This window comes from Halomonas piscis, from assembly GCF_031886125.1.
GTDB classification, from domain to species: Bacteria; Pseudomonadota; Gammaproteobacteria; order Pseudomonadales; family Halomonadaceae; genus Vreelandella; species Vreelandella piscis.
In genome coordinates, this window is record NZ_CP119391.1 from 1861955 (window position 1) to 1888904 (window position 26950).

At 64.6% G+C, this 26950-nt stretch carries 26 protein-coding genes and 1 tRNA gene; 7 read left to right on the forward strand and 20 right to left on the reverse strand.

The features are described 5' to 3' along the window. Positions 1 to 39 precede the first annotated feature (39 nt). From P1P91_RS08740 to P1P91_RS08755, 4 genes are all read right to left on the reverse strand, one after another. A complete protein-coding gene (locus tag P1P91_RS08740) occupies positions 40 to 1149 on the reverse strand; it encodes a hypothetical protein (protein WP_311882005.1) in 1110 nt (369 codons plus the stop codon). A 1-nt stretch (position 1150) separates the two neighbouring features. After that, positions 1151 to 1987: a hypothetical protein gene (locus tag P1P91_RS08745; RefSeq protein ID WP_311882006.1), complete on the reverse strand. Its 837-nt coding sequence runs from the start codon at positions 1985 to 1987 to the stop codon at positions 1151 to 1153. Positions 1988 to 2064: 77 nt separating this feature from the next. Further along, positions 2065 to 3159, reverse strand: a complete 1095-nt coding sequence (locus P1P91_RS08750) for an alpha/beta fold hydrolase (RefSeq protein WP_311882008.1) — start codon at positions 3157 to 3159, stop codon at positions 2065 to 2067. An 873-nt stretch (positions 3160 to 4032) separates the two neighbouring features. Next, entirely contained in the window at positions 4033 to 4272 is a 240-nt protein-coding gene (locus P1P91_RS08755) for a hypothetical protein (protein WP_311882009.1), read from the reverse strand. A 104-nt stretch (positions 4273 to 4376) separates the two neighbouring features. Here P1P91_RS08755 and P1P91_RS08760 point away from each other — a divergent pair. Continuing rightward, positions 4377 to 5128, forward strand: a protein-coding gene (locus tag P1P91_RS08760) for an IS5 family transposase (RefSeq protein WP_407650524.1) whose coding sequence is annotated in 2 segments (ribosomal slippage) — positions 4377 to 4692 and positions 4692 to 5128 — 753 coding nt in all. Because the reading frame shifts where the segments join, the coding sequence is not laid out codon by codon here. Here P1P91_RS08760 and P1P91_RS08765 read toward each other — a convergent pair. The 10 genes from P1P91_RS08765 to P1P91_RS08810 all read right to left on the reverse strand — a co-directional run bounded on the left by P1P91_RS08765 (position 5125) and on the right by P1P91_RS08810 (position 13065). Next, complete coding sequence (locus P1P91_RS08765; RefSeq protein ID WP_311882012.1) at positions 5125 to 5898, reverse strand: IS110 family RNA-guided transposase; 774 nt, start codon at positions 5896 to 5898, stop codon at positions 5125 to 5127. The genes P1P91_RS08760 and P1P91_RS08765 overlap by 4 nt on opposite strands. Positions 5899 to 6122: 224 nt before the next feature. Next, complete coding sequence (locus tag P1P91_RS08770; protein ID WP_311882014.1) at positions 6123 to 6761, reverse strand: DUF2335 domain-containing protein; 639 nt, start codon at positions 6759 to 6761, stop codon at positions 6123 to 6125. 411 nt (positions 6762 to 7172) lie between these two features. Further along, complete coding sequence (locus tag P1P91_RS08775) at positions 7173 to 8552, reverse strand: sigma-54 interaction domain-containing protein (protein WP_311882016.1); 1380 nt, start codon at positions 8550 to 8552, stop codon at positions 7173 to 7175. Between the two features lie 936 nt (positions 8553 to 9488). Further along, complete coding sequence (locus tag P1P91_RS08780) at positions 9489 to 9767, reverse strand: transposase (RefSeq protein ID WP_311882017.1); 279 nt, start codon at positions 9765 to 9767, stop codon at positions 9489 to 9491. A gap of 316 nt (positions 9768 to 10083) precedes the next feature. After that, positions 10084 to 10362 carry a transposase gene (locus P1P91_RS08785; RefSeq protein ID WP_311882017.1) on the reverse strand — a complete coding sequence of 93 codons (279 nt, stop codon included), beginning with the start codon at positions 10360 to 10362 and terminating at the stop codon, positions 10084 to 10086. A gap of 316 nt (positions 10363 to 10678) precedes the next feature. Continuing rightward, entirely contained in the window at positions 10679 to 11713 is a 1035-nt protein-coding gene (locus tag P1P91_RS08790) for an IS110 family RNA-guided transposase (protein WP_311882018.1), read from the reverse strand. A gap of 192 nt (positions 11714 to 11905) precedes the next feature. Then, positions 11906 to 11982, reverse strand: a tRNA-Pro gene (locus P1P91_RS08795). Between the two features lie 173 nt (positions 11983 to 12155). Beyond that, positions 12156 to 12419: a hypothetical protein gene (locus P1P91_RS08800; protein WP_311885754.1), complete on the reverse strand. Its 264-nt coding sequence runs from the start codon at positions 12417 to 12419 to the stop codon at positions 12156 to 12158. Continuing rightward, complete coding sequence (locus tag P1P91_RS08805) at positions 12416 to 12547, reverse strand: pilin (protein ID WP_311885756.1); 132 nt, start codon at positions 12545 to 12547, stop codon at positions 12416 to 12418. The genes P1P91_RS08800 and P1P91_RS08805 overlap by 4 nt, the downstream gene beginning before the upstream one ends. 62 nt (positions 12548 to 12609) lie before the next feature. Continuing rightward, complete coding sequence (locus P1P91_RS08810) at positions 12610 to 13065, reverse strand: pilin (protein ID WP_311882019.1); 456 nt, start codon at positions 13063 to 13065, stop codon at positions 12610 to 12612. A gap of 202 nt (positions 13066 to 13267) precedes the next feature. Between P1P91_RS08810 and pilB the strand changes: the two genes are divergently transcribed. Genes pilB through P1P91_RS08840 form a run of 6 tightly spaced genes read left to right on the forward strand, consistent with a single transcriptional unit; the run spans position 13268 to position 18967 of the window. Then, positions 13268 to 15010 (forward strand): type IV-A pilus assembly ATPase PilB, encoded by a 1743-nt coding sequence (pilB, locus tag P1P91_RS08815; RefSeq protein WP_311882020.1) that lies wholly within the window; start codon positions 13268 to 13270, stop codon positions 15008 to 15010. Positions 15011 to 15016: 6 nt separating this feature from the next. After that, entirely contained in the window at positions 15017 to 16243 is a 1227-nt protein-coding gene (locus P1P91_RS08820; RefSeq protein WP_311882021.1) for a type II secretion system F family protein, read from the forward strand. 49 nt (positions 16244 to 16292) lie between these two features. Next, complete coding sequence (locus P1P91_RS08825; RefSeq protein WP_311882023.1) at positions 16293 to 17126, forward strand: prepilin peptidase; 834 nt, start codon at positions 16293 to 16295, stop codon at positions 17124 to 17126. Beyond that, the gene (gene coaE / locus P1P91_RS08830; protein ID WP_311882024.1) at positions 17123 to 17725 is read left to right on the forward strand and encodes a dephospho-CoA kinase; all 603 of its coding nucleotides are present in this window, start codon (positions 17123 to 17125) and stop codon (positions 17723 to 17725) included. Before P1P91_RS08825 ends, coaE begins: the two co-directional genes overlap by 4 nt. Positions 17726 to 17772: 47 nt before the next feature. Continuing rightward, entirely contained in the window at positions 17773 to 18024 is a 252-nt protein-coding gene (gene yacG, locus P1P91_RS08835; protein ID WP_311882026.1) for a DNA gyrase inhibitor YacG, read from the forward strand. Between the two features lie 49 nt (positions 18025 to 18073). Next, on the forward strand, positions 18074 to 18967 hold the full coding sequence (locus P1P91_RS08840) for a DNA replication terminus site-binding protein (RefSeq protein ID WP_311882027.1): 894 nt from the start codon (positions 18074 to 18076) through the stop codon (positions 18965 to 18967). Here P1P91_RS08840 and P1P91_RS08845 read toward each other — a convergent pair. From P1P91_RS08845 to pheA, 6 genes are all read right to left on the reverse strand, one after another. Then, complete coding sequence (locus P1P91_RS08845; RefSeq protein ID WP_311882028.1) at positions 18958 to 19278, reverse strand: hypothetical protein; 321 nt, start codon at positions 19276 to 19278, stop codon at positions 18958 to 18960. The two genes, P1P91_RS08840 and P1P91_RS08845, sit on opposite strands and share 10 nt — an antisense overlap. A 656-nt stretch (positions 19279 to 19934) precedes the next feature. Further along, the gene (locus P1P91_RS08850; protein WP_311882030.1) at positions 19935 to 20300 is read right to left on the reverse strand and encodes a histone-like nucleoid-structuring protein, MvaT/MvaU family; all 366 of its coding nucleotides are present in this window, start codon (positions 20298 to 20300) and stop codon (positions 19935 to 19937) included. 712 nt (positions 20301 to 21012) lie between these two features. Beyond that, entirely contained in the window at positions 21013 to 22689 is a 1677-nt protein-coding gene (gene rpsA, locus P1P91_RS08855; protein ID WP_311882031.1) for a 30S ribosomal protein S1, read from the reverse strand. Positions 22690 to 22873: 184 nt separating this feature from the next. Continuing rightward, a complete protein-coding gene (gene cmk, locus P1P91_RS08860; protein WP_311882033.1) occupies positions 22874 to 23572 on the reverse strand; it encodes a (d)CMP kinase in 699 nt (232 codons plus the stop codon). Beyond that, complete coding sequence (locus P1P91_RS08865) at positions 23562 to 25859, reverse strand: bifunctional prephenate dehydrogenase/3-phosphoshikimate 1-carboxyvinyltransferase (RefSeq protein WP_311882035.1); 2298 nt, start codon at positions 25857 to 25859, stop codon at positions 23562 to 23564. Before P1P91_RS08865 ends, cmk begins: the two co-directional genes overlap by 11 nt. Beyond that, complete coding sequence (pheA, locus tag P1P91_RS08870) at positions 25856 to 26950, reverse strand: prephenate dehydratase (RefSeq protein ID WP_311882036.1); 1095 nt, start codon at positions 26948 to 26950, stop codon at positions 25856 to 25858. The genes P1P91_RS08865 and pheA overlap by 4 nt, the downstream gene beginning before the upstream one ends.

Below are 26950 nucleotides of genomic sequence, written 5' to 3' on the forward strand. Positions count from 1 at the left end.
GAGGTGCCGAGGCAAAGCCAGGCGCCGGGTTGTGCCCGGCTAGCCCAGAATCCGATAGGTCTCCGGCGGGCCATTGTTCTCGCCGGCCGGCCTGGCCTGTTGCTCCAGACGCTCCCGCAGGGCGCGGGTCCGGGCCTGTTTCTGCGCCTCCAGGGTTTGGCGAAGGCGGCTTGCCAGCGCGTTCCAGCCGTCGTGCAGCTCGTCTTCCATGGCCGGGCGGTACTTCGCTTCCTCTCGCTTAAGGGCGATATATTCGGCTCCGGCCGTGGCTGCGACCCCAATGCCCGTGGCCACCGCGCCGCCAATGGGCGTTGCCACCGCGGAGGCGCCGGCCCCCACGGCGGCCGAGCGGGTGGCCTGGATTCCCACCCTGACGGCAAAGCGGCGCAGCAGCCGGCGCGCGCTCTGCATGGCTTTCCCGGCCAGCAGGCGCCTGGCAGCGAGGCCGGCTACCGCGCCCGCCGGCAGGCTGGCACCATGGGACGGCAGGGCATTCGACAGGTCAAACGGGCCCTGGGCGCGCTGCATCATCCGGTCCAGATTCACGGTGGGTATGGCCTCGTCTGCCGGCGCCACGTCAGCGGAGGTGGCGTAGCGTTGCTGCAGTGCATCCAGCGTCTTTTGCTGCCACGCCTGCTCCGCGCTGGCCACCCTGGCCCGATGCTGCCGGCTTAGCGCCTGCAGAGAGGTTTTCAGATCCAGGGGGCGAACAAGGCGCTCCTCCAGCTGGGTCTGCATCCACGCATCCAGATCGCCGCTCAGCGCGATGAACAGCCGGGAGTAGGATCCCGGGGCGGAGAAGTACCAGTCAAGATAGGCGTCGGCCGCCGCATGATAGTCCGCTTCCAGCCTGGCCAGAGCGGCGCCCTGCCACAACCGGGTGCCGTACTGCAGCGTGGTTTCCAGCACGGCCAGCCGCTCAAGCAGATCCGCCTGCAGCTTGGCCTGGTCAGCCGCATCGAGCACCAGAGGCTCGCCGTTGATAATGAACCGTAGCGCCTCGTTGTCGCTCTGGCGCAAACCGTAGTAGAACAGGCTGGCCGCCAGCGGTATCGCCACCACCAGCGACACCACAAAGAGCCTGTAGGCCGGGCGCCGCCACCGTACGGAATCGACCAGCGCGGACGCAGAAGCGGATGGCTGTGCCATGCTATTCACTCCAGGGTAGCGGGCGGAGCTCGGCGCTCTCCTCGGGGCTGGCACAACGGGCGTGCAGCGCCGCGATACCGGCCAGCAAGCGCGACAACGACCAGGCCAGCGTGGCCTGCATCAGCAGCATTATCGCCCAGGCGAGCAGGGAGATACTCTGACTGACATCAAACCGGCCGAGCGTATTTTGCATCAGCCAGAAGCCGGTCAGCTCCATGGCGCTGGCAAGCCGCTCAAGGCTGCCCAGCAGCGTCGGGCCGGTAGCCGCCACGGCATGCGATGAAATCGCCGTTTGCCAGGCCGTATCCACCATGTAGGGCTGGGGCTGCCACAGCCTGACAAGCACCAGCCCCAGAGACAGCACCGCCGCGACGCCAAACACGCAGAGCCGCCGAACCAGCGCAGGGCGATACCTTTCAATGATATGCGAGTGCAGGCGCGCATCCAGGCAGCGCTGGCACAGGCTGAACAGGCCCGGCGCCAGCGTCAGCAGCGCGATATCAGCGGTGCCGAGCCGGCGCAGCGAAACCAGCAGCACCAGCGCCAGAAAGGCGCTTGTCAGCTGCACCCGGCCGATCATGAAGGCGCCGCCCCCAAGCCGGCGATGCCACGGCGAGGCGGGCTTCAAATACTGCCCCAGCCAGGCGTGGCGCCGTAAGCGGGCGGACTCCAGCGCACCGGTGTAAATCACCTGCGTGGCAGCCACCCAAAGCGGCCAGAACAGCACCCCCGCCGGGGTTGCCGGCACCCGCTGCCAGCCAAAAAGCGCCCCCGCCGCTGCCAGCGTGCCCAACAGCAGCCGCCAGCGCCGGCGTCGAGGCAAGGGGAAACGACGCATGGGGAAACAACGCATGACGGTAGTATACTTCGCTTCGGTGAGCCCGGAGGAGCTGCCCCGCTGACTGATGCGCCTTTTTACTGTTTCGCCCTGTCGCTATCGCTCCCTTGCCAGGCGCAGTTGCCCAGAAACGCGTCCTCGCCGAGCTCCTCACGGCTCGCCAGCAGGGTCTCGCCGTCGCGGCACACCACCCGATGATCGCCGAGCCCGGCAATATCGGTCAGTACCTGGTCCCAGTGGCGGTACTGCACGGTGTGCCCCTGCCCCGGGTACACCGTGGCCCGCGCCACGTTGGGCAGCGCTTCCTTCCAGTGCTCCATCACCTTCACCGGCACCGTGGTGTCTTCTTCGCCCCAGTAGAGGTAGGTCGGCGCGGTGATGCGCTCGGCATCCACCACCGCCTCATCCGCACAGGGCCGCCGGTACTCTGCCGCCAGCGCCGAAGGATCGCCCATCTGGCCGTTCACATAAAACGCGCGCGTGGCATCGCCGTAGGCCGCAGCCTGCCAGCCCGGAATGGCCTGAACCGGCGAGCCGGGCACGCCCCACCAGTCCTTGGGGTGATGCGTATACCGGCTCACCTCCTCCTTCATTTCCGCCAGGGAGGTGTCGCAGTCGGGGGCGTCCCGCGTGGGCAAAGTGCTGGACACGGCTGCCGCCGCGTGCAGCGACAGCACACGGTCAGGCACCGCCGCGGCCAGCTGCGCGGCGTAGGCCCCGCCGCCGGAAATGGCCACGATGGCAAACTCATCAACGCCCAGATGGTCCAGAACGCCAAGCACCTCGTCGGTATAGTCGCTGTAGCCAAGCTCGGGGTCGAAGGGCGATTCGCCAAAGCCGTTGCGCTCGACCGAGATCATCCGCAGGCCCAGCTCAAGGCGCAATGAGCGATTGAACTCGGAGAGCTGAAAGGCCGCCAGGCTCGTCCCCTGCCCGCCGATAAACACCACCGGCCGCCCCTCGGCGGGGCCGTCATCGAGATAAAACACCGGGCGGTCGTCGATCTCGATGCGGTGGACGTCGGCGCCGATGTGGTCAAAGCCGCTGTCAATCTCGACCGCCGCCGGATCGGGCACCGTGGATGGCGGCGCGGCGTCGGCCTGGGCGCCCATGGCCGTGCCGCCGAAGAGAAAAACCAGGGCCGTCCCGGCCAGCGTCTGCGATGGGTGCATCGGATATCCTTTTGTATGGCTTTCATGAGTGTCGAGCCGTTCTACCCGGCCTTCCGGCCTTGACGGCCAGCTCGTAAAAGCGACATTACCGGCTTGCCGATGGCCGGGCAATCGCACGTCGGAAATCAGACGGTGGCGATCTCACGGATGCGGGGCACCGGCGGCCAAACCCGAGATGGCCACGCTTCGCTCGCCATGACGCGGCGAGTACGGTGGCGCTTGCCATGGCGCGGGCGGGAATCGGAGTTGATCCCACTACCGGTCATCGCGAGGCGCGTAAGCAACGTGGCGATCTCGTGGGTGCGGGGGCACCGGCGACCAAACCCGAGATGGCCACGCTGCGCTCGCCATGACGCGGCGAGTACGGTGGCGCTTGCCATGGCGCGGGAAGGAAGCGGGGATCGTGAATATCCCGCTACTCGGTGGGAAGCACCCCAAGGGCGGGCATAAAGTGACTTGATCAGCGCTGAATGAGTCCCCAAATACGGTAGGATTCTCACTACCTGGTGGGAGCTGACTTTAGTCAGCGACGGTAAAGCCACAAGCCTGCGGCAGGCCTCGCGGCCCGCTTTCGCGCACTGAAGTGCGCTTATATGGACCCGTCCTGTTGTGCAAGCTAGAAGCAACCACGCATAAAGGTGAGGACTGCACGCTTATATCCGGCCTGTTGGTGGCACCTGCGGTGCCTGGCCCTGATGGAATACGCGCTCTCTGCTCTGATCTCCCACTCGGCCTCGCCATGGGCCTGCGCACTTCACAGAGTGACAGAGAGTCGGTCTGACCCGTTATGCCATCGAAGCATCTCGCCTGCGCAACCTCGGGGTTGGGTAACTTATCGTATGCTGAACGATCTCGCCTGTTTATTCGGTATCATTAAGCGGCCTCCTGCGGCTGGTAGCGGCGCTCATGGGCCAATAGCGACCAGCAAATCCGCGCCATCTTGTTTGCCAGGGCCACAATGGCCTTGCGTTGTCCAAGACGCGCCGCTAATGAGCAGGCCCAGCGGGACAGCCGGTCGGGCTGTTCCTGGCGCTGAAACTGGCGTAATGCCGCGCGGGCACCGTGCACCAGCTGCCGTCGAACCTCGCCATTGCCGCGTTTGGTGATACCCATTAACTGATGGCGGCCACCACTGGAATGCTGGCGTGGCACTAGGGTGTGTTAACAATCATTAGTTTCGTTTAAACTGATTTAGTATTCATAGATTTTGGTGGGCCATGAGTCGGTTGAAGTTACGCGATGATCAGTGGGAGCGAATCGAGCACCTGCTCCCCGGCAAAGCCTCAGACTGTGGGGTAACTGCCAAGGACAATCGCCTGTTCGTGGAAGCCGTGCTCTGGATCGCTCGGACCGGCGCCCCGTGGCGTGATCTTCCCGAATCTTTTGGGCGCTGGCACACCGTCTACATGCGGTATAACCGTTGGTCACGAAAGGGCGTTTGGCAGCGTATTTTTGACACAGTAGCCGACGATCCCGATCTAGAGCAGCTGATGATCGACGGTAGCATCGTCAGGGTGCACCAGCATGGAGCGTCAAAAAAAACACGCAAGACGTCGAAGCCATGGGCAAATCTCGAGGCGGATTGAGCACCAAAATTCATGCCGCAGTCGATGCGTTAGGTAACCCAGTACGATTGGTTCTCACACCGGGCCAGGCGTCGGAGTATGGTGCTGCTCCCGCTCTACTGGAAGGTTTTTCCCCGCAAGCAGTGCTGGGCGACAAGGGGTATGACTCCACTGCTCTGCGGGACATGATTCAGGCCGCAGGTGCCGAGTCGGTGATTCCTCCGAAAAAGAATCGTTTGGCGCGCATTGAAGTAGACTGGCACTGTTACCAAGATCGCAATCTGGTGGAGAGGTTCTTTCAGAAAATCAAGAAGTTCCGGCGGTTATCTACACGCTATGAGCGACTGGCAAGAAACTACCAGTCACTCCTCTGCCTCGTGTCAGCCGCCATATGGCTGGCCTAATTGTTAACGCCCCCTAGCCCTAACGAGGCGCTGAACTGACGCCCGTTGGGAAACCGTGCCGGATCGCCCAGGTGGCTGAACAACAGCGTGGCGTTGATCGGGCCGATGCCGGGCAGACTCATCAGCCGCTGCATGTCGGCTGACGCTTTGGCCTGTCGCTGCAGCCGCTTGTCATAGCGCGCGATCCGCGCATCGTTCTCGAGCCACTGGTCGAGCAGGTCGTTCAGCAGGGTGTAGAGCTCTTCACCCAGCCGCGCCCGTTGCTCGTCCAGGCGTTCACGGATCACACCTTGGCGTATTACCGCATGCCCTTGCGACACGATCAGGCCAAACTCTCCCAGTAGGCCGCGCAGCTCATTGCCGATGGCAGTGCGCTCGCGCACTAACCGGCTGCGCACCCGGTGCACCGCTTGCAGGGATTGTTGCGCTTCTGTCTTGATCGTCACCCGAGGCGTCGCCGGGCGTGCTGCGGCCTCGGCGATAGCCGCGGCATCGCGTGCATCATTCTTGTGGCCCAGCACGAAGGGCTTGACCGCCTGCGGCGGCAGTAGTTCTGCCTCATGGCCCAGGGCGCGAATTTCGCGTGCCCAATAATGGGCCGAGCCGCACGCCTCCATGGCGATGCGGCAAGGCGGCAGCTGGGCCAGCGTGAGCCGCAGCTGATCACGCTTAACCTGCTTGTTAAAGATGTTATGGCCGCGCGCATCGGCGGCGTGCAACTGAAAAACGTGTTTGGCCAGGTCAATGCCGACAATGCTAATCTGTTTCATGGATGGGCCCTCCTTTCAGATGCCGTCAGTGTTCTGTGCACTGCTAGCTAGATGTCATATCCAGCTTGGCACAGAAGGACGGGTCCATCCCATTTCCCACCCTTTCCCCGGCCCTTTCGGAAAGATTGGGCCACAACAAAAACGGCCGCTTCGAGCATACGCCCTAAGCAGCCGTTTCACGATATTTCTCATTAGCTCGACAAGGCATGAAACAAAGCCCTGCGCTACTCACTCTCTTGAGAATCCGTGCTCTCCGTCTTAGCGTAATCTCGCCTGCTCAAAACGAATATTCCCGACAATACCGCGATTTCAGCAAACACGATGGCGACACCGTATCCTGACGCGCCGACAGAAAATGCGAAACACGCCACGAGCAATGCCCCCAGGGCAATACAGGTCCCGGCTACCTGCCCGATACGTTGAGTTATTGACGAGGTTCTCAGTTCATCCTTGAGATATTCATGGGCCCGCTCATCCCCTCTATGTCGAAAGTCTTGTTCGCGCTCTGCCATCTGCAAGATGCGCTCAGCTGCCCCCGGTACAATTCGGTCATAGTCTGCCATGACTCCTGGAGGCGGAAGAGGACCGCTAAACTGAGACACCTCTACTCGCTCAATCCCCTTCTTCACATCGGTCCGATATGTGTCGAGCAGCTCATTACGCAGATTAATCTCGTCAGACGTCAAGTCCGACGATTTCCGGCTCAATAAAGACTCCAGTTTCTCCAGGTCTTCAGCCTTGCGTTCCTGAGCTTCCTGCCTTGTCTCAAGCTCCCCAGCCTGACGCGGCTCACCCCCCTGCTGAGTCTTTTCATCCGAAGCCCTTTGCTCGGAAGATTCAGGAGCGGCATCCGGGCTGGTCATTCCCATAGCTCCTTATGGCACGTTTAAGCTGCTCACCGACACCCTTCCAGTCGCCTTGCAGCTGCCGAGCGTCCGTGTTGGACGCAGCACTGCGCGCGCGGGCACGCTGATAGCGTGCTCGCGCAGTCTGCTGGCGTCTGGGGTACACCTCAAGAATGCTACTGACCCCCAGCAAGAGATCTTGCTTGTTAAATCTGGTACGAGCAGTCATGAATTCCCCCGGCTATCTGATTTATCTTTCCATCCAATATATGCCAGCCTAAAAGATGATAAGTCGCATACATTGTATCAGACTATTTCACCTTCGCCATGACGCGGCGCGTAGGCGACGCGTCGATCTTGTGGGGGCGGGAGCATCGGTGCTCCCGAGCGCGCGTCGCCTGCGCTTGTAAAAACAGAAAAGAAAGCCCCTCACGCCGGCGCCTCGCTCATGGGACGGGCCAGGCCGTGCTTTTCCATCAGGCGATAGATTGTGACCCGCGAAACGTCCAGCTCTCGGGCCGCCGCCTGAACCCTGTGCGCGTTGCGCTCCAGCGCGGCGACCAGGGCATCCCGCTCCGCCTCGTCCCGGGCCTGGCAGAGGGACAGGCCGGAGGCCGGGCCCTGGCGCCGCTCGATGCCCAGATCCTCGGGCTGAATAAGGCGGTTGTCGCACATGACCATTGCCCGACGCACGCGGTTGATCAGCTCCCGAATGTTCCCCGGCCAGGAGTAGTCGCGCATGGCTTGCAGGGCGTCGCGAGAAAACCCCTTCAGGCGACCGGGCTTTTCGCGAATGAAACGCTCGAAGAAATAGCGGGCAAGAATCTCGATATCCTCCGGATGGTCCCGCAGGGCCGGCACCTTGACCTGCAGCACGTTCAGGCGGTGGTAAAGGTCCTCGCGGAACCGCCCCTCCCGGACCGCCTCCTCGAGGTTGACGTGGGTCGCCGCCAGGATGCGCACATCGACGGCGATCTCGCTCAGTCCTCCCACCCGCTGGATCCGTCGGGTCTCGAGAAAACGCAGCAGGTTAACCTGCTGCTCCAGCGGCAAGTCGCCTATCTCGTCGAGAAACAGCGTCCCGGCGTCGGCCGCTTCGATACGGCCGATCTTGCGCTGGGCGGCGCCGGTAAAGGCGCCCTTCTCATGGCCGAAGAGCTCCGACTGAATCAGCTGGTCCGGCAAGGCGCCGCAGTTGATGGCGTGAAACACGCCGGAGACGCGGGGCGAGCGCTCGTGGATCGCCACGGCGGTCAGCTCCTTGCCCGTGCCCGATTCGCCGTTGATAAGCACCGGGGCATCCACGGCCGCCACCTTGCGAATCGTCTGGAACAGCGTGCGCATGGCCGGCGCCGTGCCGACCATCTCGTATTCGGCGATATCGGCCGACAAAGGGGCCGTACGGCGATGCAGCGCCAGCTCCTGCCGCTGAAGCTGTACCAGCGCCGCCGCGCGCCTCATCAGATAGCCCAGCTCCGCGCCGTCAACGCCCGGCTCGATAAAGCCGTGGCAGAGCGTTGCCACCAGGCTGCGCCTGGCGGCATCTTCCAGGGCGTCGTCCGGCAGGATGGCAAACCACAGACAGCGGCTGTGCAGGAGCAGCGACTCCAGCTGGCGCAGCGGGTCGCCTGTCATACCGTCGAGCTGAACCAGGCCCACAAGGCACGCCTCGTCATCCTCAAGACAGCGGCTGGTGAACGGCGCCTTCGGCCGAGTTACCGTCCAGCCGAGCGCCTCGAGCCGGGCCACCAGCGACCCGAGCTTTTCCGGCGCCTCGGCCACCAGCCAGCAACGTTGATCCCGTTCCATTGCTACTCACCTCATCTTTACGATCGGCGGCGGGTCAGCAAGGCCCTGGCTGGAACCGTCGCCGGGTCCCCCATGCCATAACGCTGGCGCCAATGGCGGCCGCCGAGCCTATGGCTCAGTCTTGTTATTTGGGCCTTGCCATGATAATGGCAGAGGCGGCAGCGCTTGCGCGCCCTTCGTTTAGACGGGACGGGCGACATTGGCAGTGCATGGGGGCGGGGGCACCGGCGGTAAAACCCGAGATGGCCACGCATCGCTCGCCATGACGCGGCGGGGACGGTGGCGCTTGCCATGGCGCGGGCGGGAAGCGGTGTTGATCCCACTACCGTCATCGCGAGGCGCGTAAGCAACGCGGCGATCTCGTGGGGGCGGGGCACCGGCGGTAAAACCCGAGATGGCCGCGCTTCGCTCGCCATGACGCGACGGGGACGGTGGCGCTTGCCATGACGCGGGCGGGAAGCGGGGTTGATCCCACTACCGGTCATCGCGCGGCGCGTAAGCAACGCGGCGATCTCGTGGGTACGGGGCTCCGGCGGTAAAACCCGAGATGGCAACGCTTCGCTCGCCATGACGCGGCGGGGACGGTGGCGCTTGCCATGACGCGGGCGGGGACGGTGGCGCTTGCGGCCTGCTTTCGCGCACTAAAGTGCGCTTATATGGACCCGTCCTGTTGTGCAAGCCAGAAGCAACAACGCATAAGAGTGAGGACTGCACGCTTATATCCGGCCTATTGATGGCACTTGCCGTGCCTGGCCCTGATGGAATACGCGCTCTCTGCTCTGATCTCCCACTCGGCCTCGTGATGGGCCTGCGCACTTTACAGAGTGACAGAAAGCCGGTCTGACCCGTTATGCCATCGAAGCATCTTGCCTGCGCAACCTCGGGGTTGGGTAACTTATCGCATGCTAAGCTATATTCCCTGTTTGTTCGGTATCATCAAGCGGCCTCCTGCGGCTGATAGCGCCGTTCATGGGCCAATAGCGACCAGCAAATCCGCGCCATCTTGTTCGCCAGGGCCACAATGGCCTTGCGTTGCCCAAGACGCGCCGCTAACGAGCAGGCCCAACGGGACAGCCGGTCGGGATGTTCCTGACGTTGGAACTGGCGTAATGCCGCGCGGGCACCGTGCACCAACTGCTTTCGAACCTCGCCATTGCCGCGTTTGGTGATCCCCATCAACTGGTTGCGACCCCCGCTGGAATGCTGGCGTGGCACTAGCCCCAACGAGGCGCTGAACTGACGTCCGTTTATATGGACCCGTCCTGTTGTGCAAGCCAGAAGCAACAACGCATAAGAGTGAGGACTGCACGCTTATATCCGGCCTATTGATGGCACTTGCCGTGCCTGGCCCTGATGGAATACGCGCTCTCTGCTCTGATCTCCCACTCGGCCTCGTGATGGGCCTGCGCACTTTACAGAGTGACAGAAAGCCGGTCTGACCCGTTATGCCATCGAAGCATCTTGCCTGCGCAACCTCGGGGTTGGGTAACTTATCGCATGCTAAGCTATATTCCCTGTTTGTTCGGTATCATCAAGCGGCCTCCTGCGGCTGATAGCGCCGTTCATGGGCCAATAGCGACCAGCAAATCCGCGCCATCTTGTTCGCCAGGGCCACAATGGCCTTGCGTTGCCCAAGACGCGCCGCTAACGAGCAGGCCCAACGGGACAGCCGGTCGGGATGTTCCTGACGTTGGAACTGGCGTAATGCCGCGCGGGCACCGTGCACCAACTGCTTTCGAACCTCGCCATTGCCGCGTTTGGTGATCCCCATCAACTGGTTGCGACCCCCGCTGGAATGCTGGCGTGGCACTAGCCCCAACGAGGCGCTGAACTGACGTCCGTTTATATGGACCCGTCCTGTTGTGCAAGCCAGAAGCAACAACGCATAAGAGTGAGGACTGCACGCTTATATCCGGCCTATTGATGGCACTTGCCGTGCCTGGCCCTGATGGAATACGCGCTCTCTGCTCTGATCTCCCACTCGGCCTCGTGATGGGCCTGCGCACTTTACAGAGTGACAGAAAGCCGGTCTGACCCGTTATGCCATCGAAGCATCTTGCCTGCGCAACCTCGGGGTTGGGTAACTTATCGCATGCTAAGCTATATTCCCTGTTTGTTCGGTATCATCAAGCGGCCTCCTGCGGCTGATAGCGCCGTTCATGGGCCAATAGCGACCAGCAAATCCGCGCCATCTTGTTCGCCAGGGCCACAATGGCCTTGCGTTGCCCAAGACGCGCCGCTAACGAGCAGGCCCAACGGGACAGCCGGTCGGGATGTTCCTGACGTTGGAACTGGCGTAATGCCGCGCGGGCACCGTGCACCAACTGCTTTCGAACCTCGCCATTGCCGCGTTTGGTGATCCCCATCAACTGGTTGCGACCCCCGCTGGAATGCTGGCGTGGCACTAGCCCCAACGAGGCGCTGAACTGACGTCCGTTGGGGAATCGCGCCGGATCGCCCAGATGGCTGAACAACAGCGTCGCATTGATCGGGCCGATGCCGGGCAGACTCATCAGCCGCTGCATGTCATCTGATGCCCTGGCCAGACGCTGCAGACGCTTGTCATAGCGCGCGATCCGGGCATCGTTCTCGAGCCATTGATCGAGCAGGTCGTTCAGCAGGGTGTAGAGTTCTTCCCCCAGCCGCGCCCGTTGCTCGTCCAGCCGCTCACGAATAACGCCCTGGCGTATCACCGCGTGCCCCTGCGACACGATTAGACCAAACTCGCCCAGCAGGCCGCGCAGCTCGTTGCCGACGGCGGTGCGTTCGCGCACTAACCGACTGCGTACTCGGTGCACTGCTTGCAGGGACTGTTGTGCTTCCGTCTTGATCGTCACTCGAGGCGTGGCCGGGCGCGCCGCAGCCTCGGCGATAGCCGCGGCATCGCGCGCATCGTTCTTGTGGCCCAGCACGAAGGGCTTGACCGCCTGCGGTGGCAGTAGCTCGGCCTCATGGCCCAGCGTGCCAATGTCTCTCGCCCAGTAATGAGCGGAGCCGCACGCTTCCATGGCGACGTGGCAAGGCGGAATTTGGGCCAGCGTCAAGCGTAACTTCTCTCGCCGGACTTGCTTGCTGAATACTTTGTGACCGTGCGCATCCACGGCATGCAGTTGAAAAACGTGTTTCGCCAGGTCAATGCCTATAATGCTAATCTGTTTCATGGATGGATCCTCCTTCACCGATGCCGTCAGTGTTCTGTGCACTGCTGGCTAGATGTTATATCCAGCTTGGCACAGAAGGACGGGTCCATCCCATTTCCCACCCTTTCCTCAGCCCTTTCGGGAGGGTTGGGGCACCACAAAAAAACGGCCACCCAGCGAATACGCCAAGTGGCCGTTTTCTCTACATATTTCTGGTCGGAGCGACAGGATTCGAACCTGCGACCTTTGCAACCCCATTGCAACGCGCTACCAAGCTGCGCCACGCTCCGGCTCTTTGGGCTCGTCCCGGGCCTTGGCTCCAGGACGAGGCGTATAATAGCGCGTTTGGCCGCAGATGAAAAGCTTTTTTTGCGCTTTTTTTCAGGCGCTTGGCCGGGCGGCGCTATTCCTCGCAGCCCGACGGCAGCCAGCTTGTGCTGGTGGTGCCATCACGCCAGGTGCACTACCAGCCGTTGCTCAAGTCGCTGCCTTTGGGGGCAATCTCCATGGTGGCGCCGTCGAGAATACTCTCGCTTTTTTCCTTGAACCTGGCCACGATCGTCGCGTCGGCGTAGCTGACGCTTTTGACATAGCAGCCGGCAAAGCCATCCAGCGTTTTGGTGCCATCCGCCGCGGTGGTGGAAGTAAAGTTTACCGCCATCGGCATGGTGCGCGTCAGCGAAAACTGCTCATTGATGTTGTTACGCAGATCAGCCGTGATCGTCAGCGCTTCGCTGGCCTGTGCCGGGCCACGTGGCCTCGATACCGGGGAATGGCCACGGCGGCCAGCACGCCGATAATGGCAACAACGATCATCAGCTCGATCAGGGTAAAGCCGCGCTGCCTGGATTGCATAACCCCTCCGATATAAGAAAGGGGCCAAAGGCCCCTATCTTCCACGTCTGCTTAACTACTCCTTAAGAATCATCTGCTTTGCAGCCGGATGGCAACAAGCTCTTATCAGCATCACTACCACTACTCCATGAACACTCCCAACCGTTGCTGGGGTCAGAATTGACAGGTTTAATATACATCCTTGACCCATTAAGGGAGCTATTTTTCTTAAATTTTGCCTCAATGGCGTTATCAGCACTATAAATTACTTTCTTGATGTATTTCCCTGATATATCTCCTTCTGCAATTTCCACATTTTCACCAGGCATTTCCCCGTGAAGCGCATAATATTCGCCAATATCGGCACGCACGCCAGAGGTAATCGTCAGCGCTTCGCTGGCCTGGGAGCGGGCGACGTAGTTCTGGTACTGCGGGATGGCGATCGCCGCCAGCACGCCGATAATGGCGACGACGATCATCAGCTCGATCAGAGTAAAACCGCCCTGCCTCTGGGCTTGTGCGGAGGTAGCGTTGTTCATGAAAAGCTCCTTGAGTTTGTTCGGCCCGGGCGGCGTTCGCTTCGGGTACACTTCGTTACACTATATTACGATCGGCGACGGCGCAACCTTTTTTTACATTCTTTTTCTTGTTTTCTCCCCGACGGTGCTCGGCGGATGCCGGGGGCGGGCGGAGTATGGTACAAGTGGGGCGCACCGCGACCAGTCACCAACCGAGTAGCGCATGAGCCAACCCCCTTACGAGTCCATGCTGAGCCACGCCGCGGCCCGGGGCGGGCGGCGCGGCATCGCCGAACGGCTGGTGCGCCAGGGACTTTTGAGCGACACCGGCCTCGCCGCCGCCGAAGCCGCGGCCGCCCGGGAGGACACCGAGCTTCTGCGCTACGTGGTGGAAGAAGGCCTGGTCGCCCCGGCCCCGGCGGCGGTGGCCGCGGGCCGGGAGTACGGCCTGCCGGTGCTCGATCTCGACGCCGTCAACCCCGAGGCGCTGCCCCCGGCCCGGGAATACCCGGCGCGAATCCTGCGCGAGCTGCAGGTGCTGCCGCTGGCCCGGCGCGGCCGGCTGCTCACCGTGGCCATTCCCTACCCCGCCACGCTCACCCAGCTCGACGAGCTGCAGTTTGCCACCGGGCTGCGGGTGGAGGGGGTGCTGGCGCCGGTGGACCAGCTCGCCGGCACCCTGCAGCGCTACATCGCCCAGAACGAGCGCAGCATGCTGGAAAGCCTGGGCCAGATCGACGACGCCATTTCGTCGCTGGAAACCGAGGACGACGAGTACCACCCGGAGCTTGACGACGACACCGACGACGCCCCGATCATCAAGTTCGTCAACAAGATACTTCTCGACGCGGCCAACTCCGACGCCTCGGACATCCACTTCGAGCCCTACGAGCACCTCTTCCGGGTGCGCTTCCGGGTGGACGGCATCCTCGCCGAGGTGGCGCAGCCGCCGTTTTCCCTGCGCGACCGCATCGCCGCCCGGCTCAAGGTGATGGCGCGGCTGGACGTCTCCGAGCGCCGCCTGCCCCAGGACGGCAACATCCGCCTGCGGCTGTCGCGCACCCGCTCGCTGGACTTTCGCGTCAACTCGCTGCCCACCGTCTACGGCGAGAAGCTGGTGCTGCGCCTGCTCGATCCCGCCGCCGCGCAGATGGGCATCGACGAGCTGGGCTTCAGCGAGGTGCAGCGCCGCCAGTACGAAAAGGCGCTGGACAAGCCCCAGGGCATGGTGCTGGTGACCGGCCCCACGGGCAGCGGCAAAACGGTGACGCTCTACACCGGACTCAACATCCTCAACCAGGTCGAGCGCAACATCTGCACCGCCGAAGACCCGGTGGAAATCCGCCTGCCCGGGGTCAACCAGGTCAACGTCAAGCCGCGCATCGGGCTCGACTTTGCCAGCGCCCTGCGGGCCTTTCTGCGCCAGGACCCGGACGTGGTGATGGTGGGCGAAGTCCGCGACCTGGAAACCGCGGAGAACGCCGTCAAGGCCTCGCAGACCGGCCACCTGGTGCTTTCCACCCTGCACACCAACTCGGCGGCGGAAACCCTGGTACGCCTGTCGAACATCGGCGTGACGGCGTTCAACATCGCCAGTTCGGTGAACCTGATCATCGCCCAGCGGCTGGTGCGCAAACTCTGCCCGGCCTGTAAAATGCCCGCGGAGATTCCCCCCGAGGCGCTGGCGGCGATGGGCCTTGCCGAGGCCGACACCGCCGGGGCCACGCTCTACCGCGCGGCGGGCTGCAAGAAGTGCACCCAGGGCTACAAGGGCCGAACCGGCGTCTACGAGGTACTTCCGGTCAGCGAAACCATGCGCGGGCTGATCATGCGCAACGCCAGCGCCATGGAGATCGACGCCCTGGCTCGGGAGGAAGGCTACGTCAGCCTCTACCACAGCGGCGTGCAGAAGGTGCTGGCCGGTATCACCAGCCTCGAGGAACTCAACCGGGTCACCAAGGAGTAAGCGACCATGGCCTACGCCCCCCGCCGGCGCTCGGAGGTAGCCGACACCCTGTACCGCTGGAAGTGGACCGGCACCGACGCCGCCGGGCGTCGGGTGCGCGGCCACACGGTAAGCGCCAGCCGCCCCGAGGTGAGCGCCGAGCTGCGCCGCCAGGAGATCAGCGCCAAACGGATCCGCAAAACCTTCGGCGGCCCGGGCCGGGTCAAAGCGGCGGACATCACCCTGTTCGCTCGCCAGATGGCGACCATGATCCGCGCCGGCATTCCGCTGTTGCAGGCGCTGCAGGTGGTCCGCGAGAGCACCGAGAAGCCGGCCACGGTGCGCCTGGTGCGCCAGATCACCGCCGAGGTGACGGCGGGGGCGAGCTTTTCGGAAACCCTGGCCCGCTACCCGGCGCACTTCGACCGGCTCTTTGTCAATCTGGTCCACGTGGGCGAGCAGACCGGCGCCCTGGACGAGGTGCTTGTGCGCATTGCGGCGCACAAGGAGCAGGTGGAGTCGCTCAAGGGGCGGGTGAAAAAGGCCATGTGGTACCCGGCGGCGGTGCTGCTGGTGGGGATCGGCGTGACCATCATGCTGCTGGTCAAGGTGGTACCGCAGTTCGAGAGCATGTTCCAGAGCTTTGACGCCGAGCTCCCCGCCATCACCCAGGCGACCCTGCACCTTTCCGCGCTGGTGCAGCAGTACTGGCTGCGCGCGCTGGGGGCGCTGGCGCTGGCGGCGGTGGCGTTTCGCTATCTGCGCAAGCGCTCGGAAACGCTGGCCTACCGCACGGACGCCTGGCTGTTGCGGCTGCCGGTGGTCGGCGGCATTCTGCAGATGTCGGCGGTGGCGCGCTTCTCGCGGACGCTCGCCACCACCTTTACCTCGGGCATTCCGCTCACCGAGGGGCTTGGCATCTCCGCCGGGGCCACGGGCAACCGCGTTTACGAGGCGGCCGTGCTTCAGGCCCGGGACGACGTCACCACCGGCCGGCCGCTCAACTTTGCCGTCCGCATGACCAACGCCTTCCCCACCCAGGTGGTGCAGATGGTCAGCATCGGCGAGGAGTCCGGCGCCCTGGACGCCATGCTCAACCGGGTGGCGGACCACTACGAAGAGCAGGTGAGCAACCGGGTGGAGGCGCTGACCTCGCTCATGGAGCCGTTTATCATCGTCATTCTGGGGGCGCTGGTGGGCGGCGTGGTCATCGCCATGTACATGCCCATCATCACCCTAGGCACGGCGCTGTAGCGTTTACCGCCCTTCACCCCCCGCTATCGCAAGGATCGATTTCAAGGACATGGCAATTCCCGTCTTACTGCTGGCCGCCCTGCTCGGCCTGTGCCTGGGCAGCTTTCTCAACGTGGTCATCACCCGGCTGCCGGTGATGCTGATGCGCCGCTGGCGGGCCGAGGCCCGGGCGGCGCTGGCGCTGCCCGACGAAACCCCGCCGCGCTTCAACCTGGCAACGCCGCCCTCCCTCTGCCCGGCCTGCGAGGCGCCCATCCGCTGGCACGACAACGTGCCGCTGCTCGGCTGGCTCAAGCGGCGCGGGCGCTGCGCGACCTGCCGGGCGCGGATCAGCGTGCAGTACCCAGCGGTGGAGCTCGCCGGCGGCGCGCTCGCCGTGGCGGCGGTGGCGCTTTACGGCGTTGGCTGGCAGGCGGGCTTTATTCTCGCCGCCTGCCTTGCGCTGCTCGCCATGGCGGTGATCGACCTTCGCACCCAGCTGCTGCCCGACGCGCTGACGCTGCCGCTTCTGTGGGCCGGGCTCTTGTACCAGCTGCTATTCCAGCCGGCGATGCTCGCCCCGGCGGTGATCGGCGCCATGGCGGGGTATCTGGTGCTCTGGAGCCTTTACTGGCTGTTCAGGCTGGTGACCGGCAAGGAAGGCATGGGCTACGGCGACTTCAAGCTGCTCGCCGCGCTGGGCGCCTGGCTGGGGTGGAGCCTGCTGCCGCTGGTGCTGATGCTCGCCGCCGGGTTCGGCGCGCTCGTCGGCCTGGCGCTGCAGGCCAACCCCCGGCGCCGGGGCCTGCCCATGCCCTTCGGCCCGTTTCTGGCCATGGCGGGCTGGGCCGGCCTGCTGGCGGGCAACGAGCTGATGGCCACCTACCTGAGGATAATGACATGATTATCGGGCTGACCGGCGGTATCGGCTCGGGGAAGTCGACCGTGGCGCGCATGTTCGCCGAGCGCGGCGCGGCCTGGGTGGACGCCGACGACGTCGCCCGGGAGATCGTCGCCCCGGGCGAGCCGGCGCTGGCCGCCATCGCCGAGCGCCACGGCAGCGACATATTGAAGGCGGACGGCAGCCTTGACCGCGCTGCCCTGCGCGCGCGGGTCTTTGCCGACCCGGCCGAGCGCGAATGGCTCGAGGGCGTTACCCATCCCCGGGTGCGCGAGCGTTTGACCGCGCATTTGCAACGCCTGGCGGCCGGCCCCGCGCCCTACGCGCTGCTGGTCTCGCCGCTGCTGTTTGAGACCGGCCAGGACGCGCTGACCGAGCGCTGCCTGGTCGTCGACGTGCCCGAGGCCACCCAGTACGCGCGCACCCTGGCCCGGGACGGCGTGGGCCGGGAGCAGGTCGAGGCGATCATGGCCGCCCAGCTTTCGCGCCGGCAGCGGCTTTCCCGGGGCTGCGATGTGGTCGATAATAGCCGCAGCCACGCCTTTAGCGCCGCCCAGGTGGGCGCGCTCGACGCCTGCTACCGCCTGCTGGCCCGGCGCTGACCCCGGCGTCAGGCGCGGCTTTTACCCGAGTCCATCAGGAGTTTTTCATGTCTGCCAATACGTGGTCTTCGTCATCCGCCGGCTCGTCGCCGGTGACGCTGCCCTGCCCCCAGTGCGGCAGGCGCGTCGTCTGGGCGCCGGAAAGCGCCTACCGGCCGTTTTGCAGCCGCCGCTGCCAGCTTCTGGACCTGGGCGCCTGGGCCGACGAGAGCCACCGCATCAGCGGCGAAGACGCCATGGACGAGGCGGATATCGACGCGCTGCTGCGCGACGCCGACCGCGACGCCCCGCTTTCCTGACGGCCCGCTTTCGCGCACTGCGCTTTTCATTGGCCAGGAGGATATCCCCATGCCCGGCTCTTCGGCCCCTTCGGTGGACTATCGGCTGCTGCACCGGCTGGACGGCGCCTTTGACGACGTGCTGGCCGCGCTCGAGGCGGTCATGGATCAGGCCCGGCGCAGCGCCCCGGGGATCTGGGCGCTGAACGACGCCGCCGCGGATGCCGGCTGGCTGGAAGCGGCGCTGTTCGACATGTGGCACACCCCGGGCCAGGACGGCCGGCAAACGCGCAACTACGTGGGGCTGGTGGCCGCCGACGAGGCGCTTCTCGCCGCGGTGACCCGGGCCAACGCCGCCAAGAGCGCCTTCAGCGAGTGCTTGCAAGCCATCAAGCAGCAGGCGCCGGCGCTTCTCAGCGAGGGCCGGGAGCACCTGCCCCGGCGCCACCCGGGGGTGGAAAAGGTGCTCGAACAGAACGGCCTGGCGCGGCTGCACCTCAAGCAGTGCTGGCGCCACCTGCCGGTGGCCGAGGCGCCGGTGTCCCGGGTGCGCTTTGCCTGGTACAGCAGCGGGCGCTCGATCAAGCGGCTGAGCGTGCAGGAAGCGGAACAGAAGCTTCTGGCGCTGGACAGCGACGCCCCTCACGTGCGCATTCAGCTGCGCCGGCTGGCGGGCATTCCCTCCTCCGAGCCGCTGGCCCAGGTGCAGCCCCAGGCGCCGCTGATGCGCGCCAACCTGTTCTTTCCCGAGCCCGTCTTTACCCCGACCGCGCCCGACGGCCACAGCCGCCGGGCGCTGAACGTGGCCATGCCGATCTTTGTGCCCGCCCCCGAGGGGCGGCTGCCGCACACCAACCGTCCGCCCGCCGCGCCGCCGGAAAAGCGCACCCGGGCCCGGCGCCGGGACGAGAAGCTCGAGCACGAGCCCTTCCTTCCGAGCCTGCGGGTCTACCGCTACCGCTGAGCGCCGGGCTTGTCGGCCCAGACGCCGCACTCGAGCAGCGTGCCGATCAGCTCGGTGAGCACGGCGGGGGTCATGCGGTACTCCTCCATCAGCGCCTCCAGACGCTGGCTGAACGCCCGCTCGCGGGCCCGGGCGTCTTCTTCCTTCGCCTGGGCCTGGGCCGAGCGTACCGGCGGGCCGGTGGGGATGTCAGGCCGGGCATCCGGGTCGTCCAGTTCCTGCAGCGCTTTGGCGAACGCGTCATCCAGTTCCTGGAACTGCCTGAGCTTTTCCCGTCCGTTATTTGGCCTGGCTGCGTTGCGATGTTTCATTATCGTTCCATTTTCACCTTGTAATGCGCCTGTATGAAAGGCCGGCCAGAGTCAGGCCGTCGTGAAGTGTCAATCAAAAGGCTGTCCGGATGAAAAAACGGCCGGACAGACAAAGCCGGATCGCCGTCAGAAACGGCCCGGTAAACGGCGGCGAATATCGCTTTATTAACGATACGCCAGAGGTCCAGATCAGTCCCCTGACCAACGGCGTATTCACCAGGGGAACAGCGCTATTGAAGTCGCGATGTCTTTAAAAGATCGTCCTTAAAACACAGTCCTTAAAACACGCTCTTTAAAACACCGTCTTTAAAAACACCGAGCGCCGTCCGCTTTGACAGTGCCGATCGGCCACTAGGGATCGTGTCGTGAAAGGCCGGCGGGGAAGCCGCTACCGGCAGGCCCGTGAGACAAGGCGGCCGGTGCTTGCGCTGCTGCTGCTATTGCGATGCCGCTATTACGCAGCTGCGATTATGCGACTGCCGTTACCATTGCCGTTATCGGCAGTCGTTATCAACGGCCGCTAACAATGACCGCTAACAACGGACGCTATCAACGCCGCTGTCCAGGGTCGTTATCGGCGGGCGTTGAACACATCGTCAATTCTATCATACGGCGGGCCGGCACTGCGCGGATGGCAATGCCGGCCGGGGAAGCGCTTAGTCTTCGGTGCGTACGACCCAGGACTCGACGGTCTTGTCGCCGTACTCGCTCTTCCAGGCGCGCAGCTCTTTGTGGTTGCCGCCGCGGGTCTTGATCACATCACCGGTGTGGGGGTTTTCATAAACCTTCAGGCGGCGCCTGCGGCGGCCGGTGCTGGTAGTGGCCGGCTTGCTGGGCTGCTCGGGGCTCAGCAGCGCAATGACGTCTGCCGGGCGCTTGGAGAACTCTTCCATCAGGCTTTCGAGCTTTTTCTTGAACTCGAGCTCGCTTTGCAGGCGCTGGTCGGCTTCCAGGCGCTCCATTTCTTCCTGGAGCTGCTTGAGCTGCTGCTCTTTCTGCACGTATTGATTAAGTAGTGACATTTTGACTCCTGTAGCCAATGCGGAAAATAACGTCTGTCGCTTGCTTTATAACGCTGCGCTGCAGACCGTGGAAAATACGGTGCCTTGTTTTTCCCGCGCCGATGCACAAAGCAATATGGCGGAAACGTATTGGCGGCGGACGCGAAACGGTAGCAGCAGCGCTGGCGAACCCGGTACCGACGAGCAGCTCTTGGCGAACCGCTCTCGACGAACAAGTATCGGCAAACACGTATCGACGAACAGCTTTCGGCGAACGACTCTCGACGAACGACTCTCGGCGAACGACTCTTGACACACAAGTGTCGGCGAAGAGCGCTGCCCGGCCTTGTTTGCTATCCTGCGACTCTTTGAACGCCCGGCGCTGCTGTCACCTTCGGATCGAATTCCGATTTGCGTTAACAGCGACAGCATTCGCTTCGCTTATCCAACACGCCCCAAGCATAATGCACCGGCGGCGGCGTTTACCGGTTCCGCACATTATTACTGCAACAAGGCAAACTCGCAAGCATAAATAAAGACAGTTTTCCCTATAATCGGGTTAATAAGGTAAAGGCATGATGTTGATCAAACTCTTAAGCCTGTTTTCAGGAGCGTTATAGCGTTTGCGTCCCTGTACGATTCTTCCGAGCACGGAAAGCACGTATAAAAAAACGCCGCCCCGAAGGGCGGCGTTGGCAGGTATCAATAACTCTTGGCGCCTGGGCGCAAGGGCTTAGTCCTGCCCCATCTGCTGCTTGATCAGATCGCCGATGGTGGTGGCGCCGCTGCCGCTTTCCTGCTCGTCGCGCAGCTTCTTCATGTTCTGGCGCGTGTCGTCCTGATCCTTGGCCTTGATCGAGAGGTTGATCTGGCGGCTCTTGCGGTCGACGCTGACGATGCGCGCCTCGACGCTGTCGCCTTCGCTGAGCACGTTGCGCGCGTCTTCCACGCGGTCGGCGCTGATTTCGGAGGCCTTGAGCACGGCGACCACGTCGGTGGCCAGCTCCACCTGGGCTTCCTTGGCGTCAACCTCGACCACGCGGCCGGTGACCACGGTGCCCTTGTCGTTCACCGAGAGGAACTCGGCGACCGGGTCGGTATCCATCTGCTTGATACCCAGCGAGATGCGCTCGCGCTCGGGGTCGATGGAGAGGATGACGGCTTCGGCTTCGTCGCCCTTCTTGAACTGGCGCACGGCTTCTTCGCCGGGCTCGGTCCAGGAAATGTCGGACAGGTGAACCAGGCCGTCGATGCCGCCTTCCAGGCCGATGAAGATACCGAAGTCGGTGATCGACTTGATGGTGCCGGAAACGCGGTCGCCCTTGTTGTGCTCGGCGTTGAAGGTTTCCCAGGGGTTCGGCGTGCACTGCTTGATACCCAGGGAGATACGACGCCGCTCTTCGTCGATGTCGAGCACCATGACGTCGACGTCGTCACCCACCTGCACCACCTTGGAGGGGTGGATGTTCTTGTTGGTCCAGTCCATTTCGGAGACGTGAACCAGCCCCTCGACGCCCTCTTCCAGCTCGGCAAAGCAGCCGTAGTCGGTGAGGTTGGTGACGTTGGCGTGGACCTTGGTGCCTTCCGGGTAGCGATCCTTGATGTTGACCCACGGATCCTCGCCCAGCTGCTTGAGACCCAGCGATACGCGGTTGCGCTCGCGGTCGAACTTGAGCACCTTGACGTTGATCTCGTCGCCCACGGAGACGATCTCGGACGGATGCTTGATGCGCTTCCAGGCCATGTCGGTGATGTGCAGCAGGCCGTCGACGCCGCCGAGGTCGACGAAGGCGCCGTAGTCGGTCAGGTTCTTGACGATACCCTTGATCTGCTGGCCTTCCTGAAGCGTGGCGAGCAGCGCTTCGCGCTCGGCGCTGTTTTCCGCCTCGAGCACCGCGCGGCGGGATACCACGACGTTGTTGCGCTTGGGGTCGAGCTTGATGACCTTGAAGTCCAGCTCCTTGTTTTCCAGGTGCGTGGTGTCGCGCACCGGGCGCACGTCAACCAGCGAGCCGGGCAGGAAGGCACGGATGGAGTCGACGTCGACGGTGAAACCGCCCTTGACCTTGCCGTTGATCACGCCCTTGACGATTTCGTCATCCTCGAAGGCGGCTTCCAGCACCTTCCACGCCTCGGCGCGCTTGGCCTTCTCCCGGGACAGGCGGGTGGCGCCGAAACCGTCTTCCACGGCTTCCAGGGCGACGTGCACGTCGTCGCCGACGGCAATGGCGAGCTCGCCGTTTTCGTCGAGAAACTGCGACGCGGGGATCTGGCCTTCGGACTTCAGGCCGGCGTTGACGGTAACCCAGTCACCGTCAATATCGACAACCTGGGCCGCGACGATGGCGCCCGGCTCCATGTTGATGTCGTTAAGAGACTGTTCAAACAGTTCAGCAAAGCTTTCGCTCATGGTGTTCCTACGTGATCAACGTTGTTTGAGGCACGGTGTGCCTTCTCCGTACCACCAGCAAGTACGGGCCTAATGTCACTCTGCCTTTGCGGGCGTTAGCGCTGGTTAGACATCACCGGGCTGGCAGTGTGAAAAATCGCCCGATCATGCCGTGACGCCGCAGCAAAGGCGCCGCAAGGGAGAATCAAACGCCGGACGCCATGCCCCGCCGGGCCAGCAGTTCGGTCAGCTGTTCCACCACTTCCGGTATACTCAGGCGCGTGGTGTCAAGGGTCACGGCATCGTCTGCCGGCTTGAGCGGGGCCACGCTGCGCTGCGTGTCGCGTGCATCGCGTGCCTGAATCTCCTGCAAAAGACTCGCAAGACTAGCATCTTCGCCGGCCTGGCGCAACTGCGCATGGCGCCGGCGGGCGCGTTCTTCGGCGCTGGCGGTGAGAAAAATCTTGAGCCCGGCATCGGGAAACACCACCGTGCCCATGTCGCGGCCGTCGGCCACCAGCCCCGGGGTCTTGGCAAAATCGCGCTGGCGCTGCAAAAGTGCCTCGCGCACCGCGGGCACCGCGGCCACTCGGGAGGCGCGCTCGCCGGCCTGCTCGGTGCGGATCGCCCGGGATACGTCTTGGCCCTCGAGCAGGGTCTGCACCGCGCCGCCTGTTACCGGAAAGGCGACGTCGAGATTGGCGGCCACCCGGGCCAGGCCGGCCTCGTCGTCAAGGTCGACGCCGTGCTTGCCGGCGGCGTAGGCGGTCAGGCGGTAAAGGGCGCCGCTGTCCAGCAGGTGCCAGCCCTGGCGCTCGGCGATCAGGCTGCTGACCGTGCCCTTGCCGGCGCCGCCGGGGCCGTCGACGGTCAGTACCGGCGCGGCGGAGGCGTTATGGCTCATGATGACTCTCCGTTTCCGGCCCCTGGACTTCCAGGCCCATGCCGATGCGACGGGCAAGCTCGGTGAAGTTGGGGAAGGAGGTGGCGACGTTGGCGCAGTTGTCGATGACGACCTCTTCGCCCGCGCGCAGCGCGGCCACGGCGAAGGCCATGGCGATGCGATGATCGCCGAGGCTGTCGATGCGCCCGCCGCCGTAGCTCGGGCCCTCTGCCCCGCCGCGGCCGACGATGTCGATGCCGTCGTCATGAAGGCTGTGCTCGACGCCAATCGTGGCAAAGCCGTCGGCCATGGCGGCCAGGCGGTCGGACTCTTTCACCCGCAGCTCGGCGGCGCCGCGCAGACGGGTGGTGCCGGCGGCGTTGGCCGCGGCGATGAACAGCGCGGGGAACTCGTCGATGGCCAGCGCCACCTGCTCTGCGGGGATGTCGATGCCGGTCAGCGGCGCGTAGCGCACGCGCACCTCGGCCACCGGCTCGCCGCCCACTTCGCGCTCGTCGATCAGCTCGAGGTCGGCGCCCATCAGCTTGAGGACGTTGATCACGCCGGTGCGGGTGGGGTTGATGCCCACGTGCTCGAGCGTCAGGTCGCTTCCCGGGGTAATGGCAGCGGCGACCATGAAAAACGCCGCCGAGGAAATGTCCGCGGGCACGTCGATGGGGCTTGCGGTCAGGCGCCTGCCGCCTTCAAGCCAGCAGGTGTCGCCGTCGCGCGCGACCGGGTAGCCAAAGCCGCCGAGCATGCGCTCGGTGTGATCCCGGGTAGGCGCCGGCTCGCGCACCCGGGTTTCGCCCTCGGCGTAGAGCCCGGCGAGCAGCAGGCAGGACTTGACCTGGGCGCTGGCCACGGGCATGTCGTAGTACAGGCCGGCAAGCGGGGTGCCGCCGTGAATGGTCAGCGGCGGCCGGCCGCCCTCGGCGGTGTCGATCAAAGCGCCCATGGCGCGCAGCGGCTCGGCCACGCGGTTCATCGGGCGCTTCGTCAGCGAATCGTCCCCGGCAAGCTCGCTGGTAAACGACTGCCCGGCCAGAAGCCCGGCAAAGAGGCGCATAGCGGTGCCGGAGTTGCCCACGTAGATAGGCCCCGAGGGCGCCTTGAGGCCGTGAAGGCCCACGCCGTGGATGACCACCCGGCCCTGGCTGGGGCCTTCGATGGCCACGCCCATCTCGCGAAACGCCTGCAGCGTGGCCAGGCTGTCTTCGCCTTCGAGAAAGCCGGTCACGGTGGTCACGCCCTCGGCCAGGGCGCCGAGCATGATCGAGCGGTGGGAAATCGACTTGTCGCCGGGAACGCGCACGCGCCCCCGGGCGCTGCCGCCCGGACGCACCCGGTACGTCACCTGACTCTGTGATTGCATGGCATATTCCGTCTGGTAGCTGGTCTTGTTCAGCAGGGATTCAAAATAGCGGCGCGCGTGGCTGGCGCGGCCGAAGGCGGCGAGCATGGCGTCGCCGTCGCCGGCCTCCACCGCGGCGCGCAGCCGGGCCAGGCCGGCCTCGAAGTCGTCCAGCGAGGCGAGCACGGCGTCGCGGTTGGCGGTGAAGATGTCCCGCCACATCACCGGGTCGCTGCCGGCAATGCGGGTGAAGTCGCGAAAGCCGCCGGCAGCGTAGCGAAAGATGTCCAGCCGCGCGTCCTGGCGGGCGAGGGTGTCCACCAGCGAGAACGCCAGCAGGTGCGGCAGGTGGCTGGTCTGGGCGAGCACCGCGTCGTGACGCTCGACGTCCATTTCCAGCACCCTGGCGCCGCAGGCCTGCCACAGCGCCCGCACCCGGGCCAGGGCCTCGGCGTCGGTGTCGGCCTCGGGGGTGAGGAGGACGTTGTGGCCGGCGTAAAGCTCGGGATCGGCCGCGGCCACGCCGCTTTTTTCCGAGCCGGCGATGGGGTGCCCCAGCACCAGCGTCGGCGGCACCCGGCCGAACACCCGGCGCGCGGCGTCGCGCACGGTGGCCTTGGTGCTGCCGACGTCGGTCACCGCCTGGCCTTTCAGCCCGGGGTTGAGCGCGTCAAGCTCGGCAAGCAGGCCTTCCATGGCGAGCACCGGCACGGCGAGCACGATCACGTCCGCCGCCGGCGCCAGCTCGGCCAGGCGGGTGCTGCCGGCGTCGATCAGGCCCATGTCCAGGCCGCGGCGAAGCTCGCCGGCGTCGGGGTCGCAGGCGGTGATGCGCCCACCGAAGCCCGACGCCCGCAGGCCGGCGGCGAGCGAGCCGCCGATCAGCCCCAGCCCGACAATCAGCAGGCCGGGCGGCGCTTCTGCGCGCGCTGTCGTCGCCTCGGCGTCGGTCACAGCACGCCCTGGGGGTAGGAGCCGAGCACCTTGAGGTCGGCGGCGCGCAGGCGGACTTCGTCCAGCATGGCGGCGATGTGGGGCTCGTCGTGGTGGCCGACGAAGTCGATGAAGAAGACGTAGTTCCACACGCCGCTGCGCGAGGGCCGGGTCTCCAGCCGGGTCATGTCGATACGGTGGCGGTGGAACGGCTCCAGCAGGTCGTGGAGCGCGCCGGGCTGGTTGCGCATGGCCACCACCAGCGAGGTCTTGTCGCTGCCGGAGAACGGCGCGTCGCGGTTGCCGATGATCAGAAAGCGGGTGGAGTTGTCCGGGCGGTCCTCGACCTTTTCGTGGATCACTTCCAGATCGTAGAGCTTGCCCGCCATGTCGCCGGCGATGGCGGCGCTGTGCCACTCGGTCTTGACCAGCCTCGAGGCCTCGGCGTTGGAGGCCACGGCCACGCGCTCGGCGTGGGGGTAGTGGGCGTCCAGCCACTTGCGGCACTGGGCGAACGACTGCGGGTGGGAGTAGATCCGCGAGATCTTGTCGCGGCGGGTGTTCTCGCCCACCAGCAGGTGGTGGTGAATGCGCAGCACCACCTCGCCGGCGATGCGGATCGAGGATTCCAGGAACGTATCCAGAGTGTGGTTGACCACGCCTTCGGTGGAGTTTTCCACCGGCACCACGCCGTAGTTCACCGCGCCGGCCTCTACCTCGCGGAAGACTTCGTCGATGGCGGCCATGGGCAGGCTCACGGCGCTCTCGCCGAAGTGCTTGAGCGCGGCCTGCTGGGTGAAGGTGCCCTCGGGGCCAAGGTAGGCCACCTTGACCGGCTGCTCCAGCGCCAGGCAGGCGGACATTACCTCGCGAAACAGCCGCGCCATTTCCTCGTCGGACAGCGGGCCCTTGTTCATGGCCATGATCCGGCGCAGCACCTGGGCCTCGCGCTCGGGGCGGTAGAACCGCGTGCCGGGGTCTTCGTCGAGCTTGACCTCGGCGACTTCCTGGGCGCAGCGGGCGCGCTCGCTGATCAGGTGGAGGATATCGTTGTCCAGCTGGTCGATGCGCTCTCGCAACGCGTCCAGGCTGGCTGCCGCATCAGAAGACAT

Coding starts and splice junctions, on each gene's coding strand:
- P1P91_RS08740 (WP_311882005.1), bottom strand. CDS start 1,149: ATGGCACAGCCATCCGCTTCTGCGTCCGCGCTGGTCGATTCCGTACGG.
- P1P91_RS08745 (WP_311882006.1), bottom strand. CDS start 1,987: ATGCGTCGTTTCCCCTTGCCTCGACGCCGGCGCTGGCGGCTGCTGTTG.
- P1P91_RS08750 (WP_311882008.1), bottom strand. CDS start 3,159: ATGCACCCATCGCAGACGCTGGCCGGGACGGCCCTGGTTTTTCTCTTC.
- P1P91_RS08755 (WP_311882009.1), bottom strand. CDS start 4,272: ATGGGTATCACCAAACGCGGCAATGGCGAGGTTCGACGGCAGCTGGTG.
- P1P91_RS08765 (WP_311882012.1), bottom strand. CDS start 5,898: ATGAAACAGATTAGCATTGTCGGCATTGACCTGGCCAAACACGTTTTT.
- P1P91_RS08770 (WP_311882014.1), bottom strand. CDS start 6,761: ATGACCAGCCCGGATGCCGCTCCTGAATCTTCCGAGCAAAGGGCTTCG.
- P1P91_RS08775 (WP_311882016.1), bottom strand. CDS start 8,552: ATGGAACGGGATCAACGTTGCTGGCTGGTGGCCGAGGCGCCGGAAAAG.
- P1P91_RS08790 (WP_311882018.1), bottom strand. CDS start 11,713: ATGAAACAGATTAGCATTATAGGCATTGACCTGGCGAAACACGTTTTT.
- P1P91_RS08805 (WP_311885756.1), bottom strand. CDS start 12,547: ATGCAATCCAGGCAGCGCGGCTTTACCCTGATCGAGCTGATGATCGTT.
- P1P91_RS08810 (WP_311882019.1), bottom strand. CDS start 13,065: ATGAACAACGCTACCTCCGCACAAGCCCAGAGGCAGGGCGGTTTTACT.
- pilB (WP_311882020.1), top strand. CDS start 13,268: ATGAGCCAACCCCCTTACGAGTCCATGCTGAGCCACGCCGCGGCCCGG.
- P1P91_RS08820 (WP_311882021.1), top strand. CDS start 15,017: ATGGCCTACGCCCCCCGCCGGCGCTCGGAGGTAGCCGACACCCTGTAC.
- P1P91_RS08825 (WP_311882023.1), top strand. CDS start 16,293: ATGGCAATTCCCGTCTTACTGCTGGCCGCCCTGCTCGGCCTGTGCCTG.
- coaE (WP_311882024.1), top strand. CDS start 17,123: ATGATTATCGGGCTGACCGGCGGTATCGGCTCGGGGAAGTCGACCGTG.
- yacG (WP_311882026.1), top strand. CDS start 17,773: ATGTCTGCCAATACGTGGTCTTCGTCATCCGCCGGCTCGTCGCCGGTG.
- P1P91_RS08840 (WP_311882027.1), top strand. CDS start 18,074: ATGCCCGGCTCTTCGGCCCCTTCGGTGGACTATCGGCTGCTGCACCGG.
- P1P91_RS08845 (WP_311882028.1), bottom strand. CDS start 19,278: ATGAAACATCGCAACGCAGCCAGGCCAAATAACGGACGGGAAAAGCTC.
- P1P91_RS08850 (WP_311882030.1), bottom strand. CDS start 20,300: ATGTCACTACTTAATCAATACGTGCAGAAAGAGCAGCAGCTCAAGCAG.
- rpsA (WP_311882031.1), bottom strand. CDS start 22,689: ATGAGCGAAAGCTTTGCTGAACTGTTTGAACAGTCTCTTAACGACATC.
- cmk (WP_311882033.1), bottom strand. CDS start 23,572: ATGAGCCATAACGCCTCCGCCGCGCCGGTACTGACCGTCGACGGCCCC.
- pheA (WP_311882036.1), bottom strand. CDS start 26,950: ATGTCTTCTGATGCGGCAGCCAGCCTGGACGCGTTGCGAGAGCGCATC.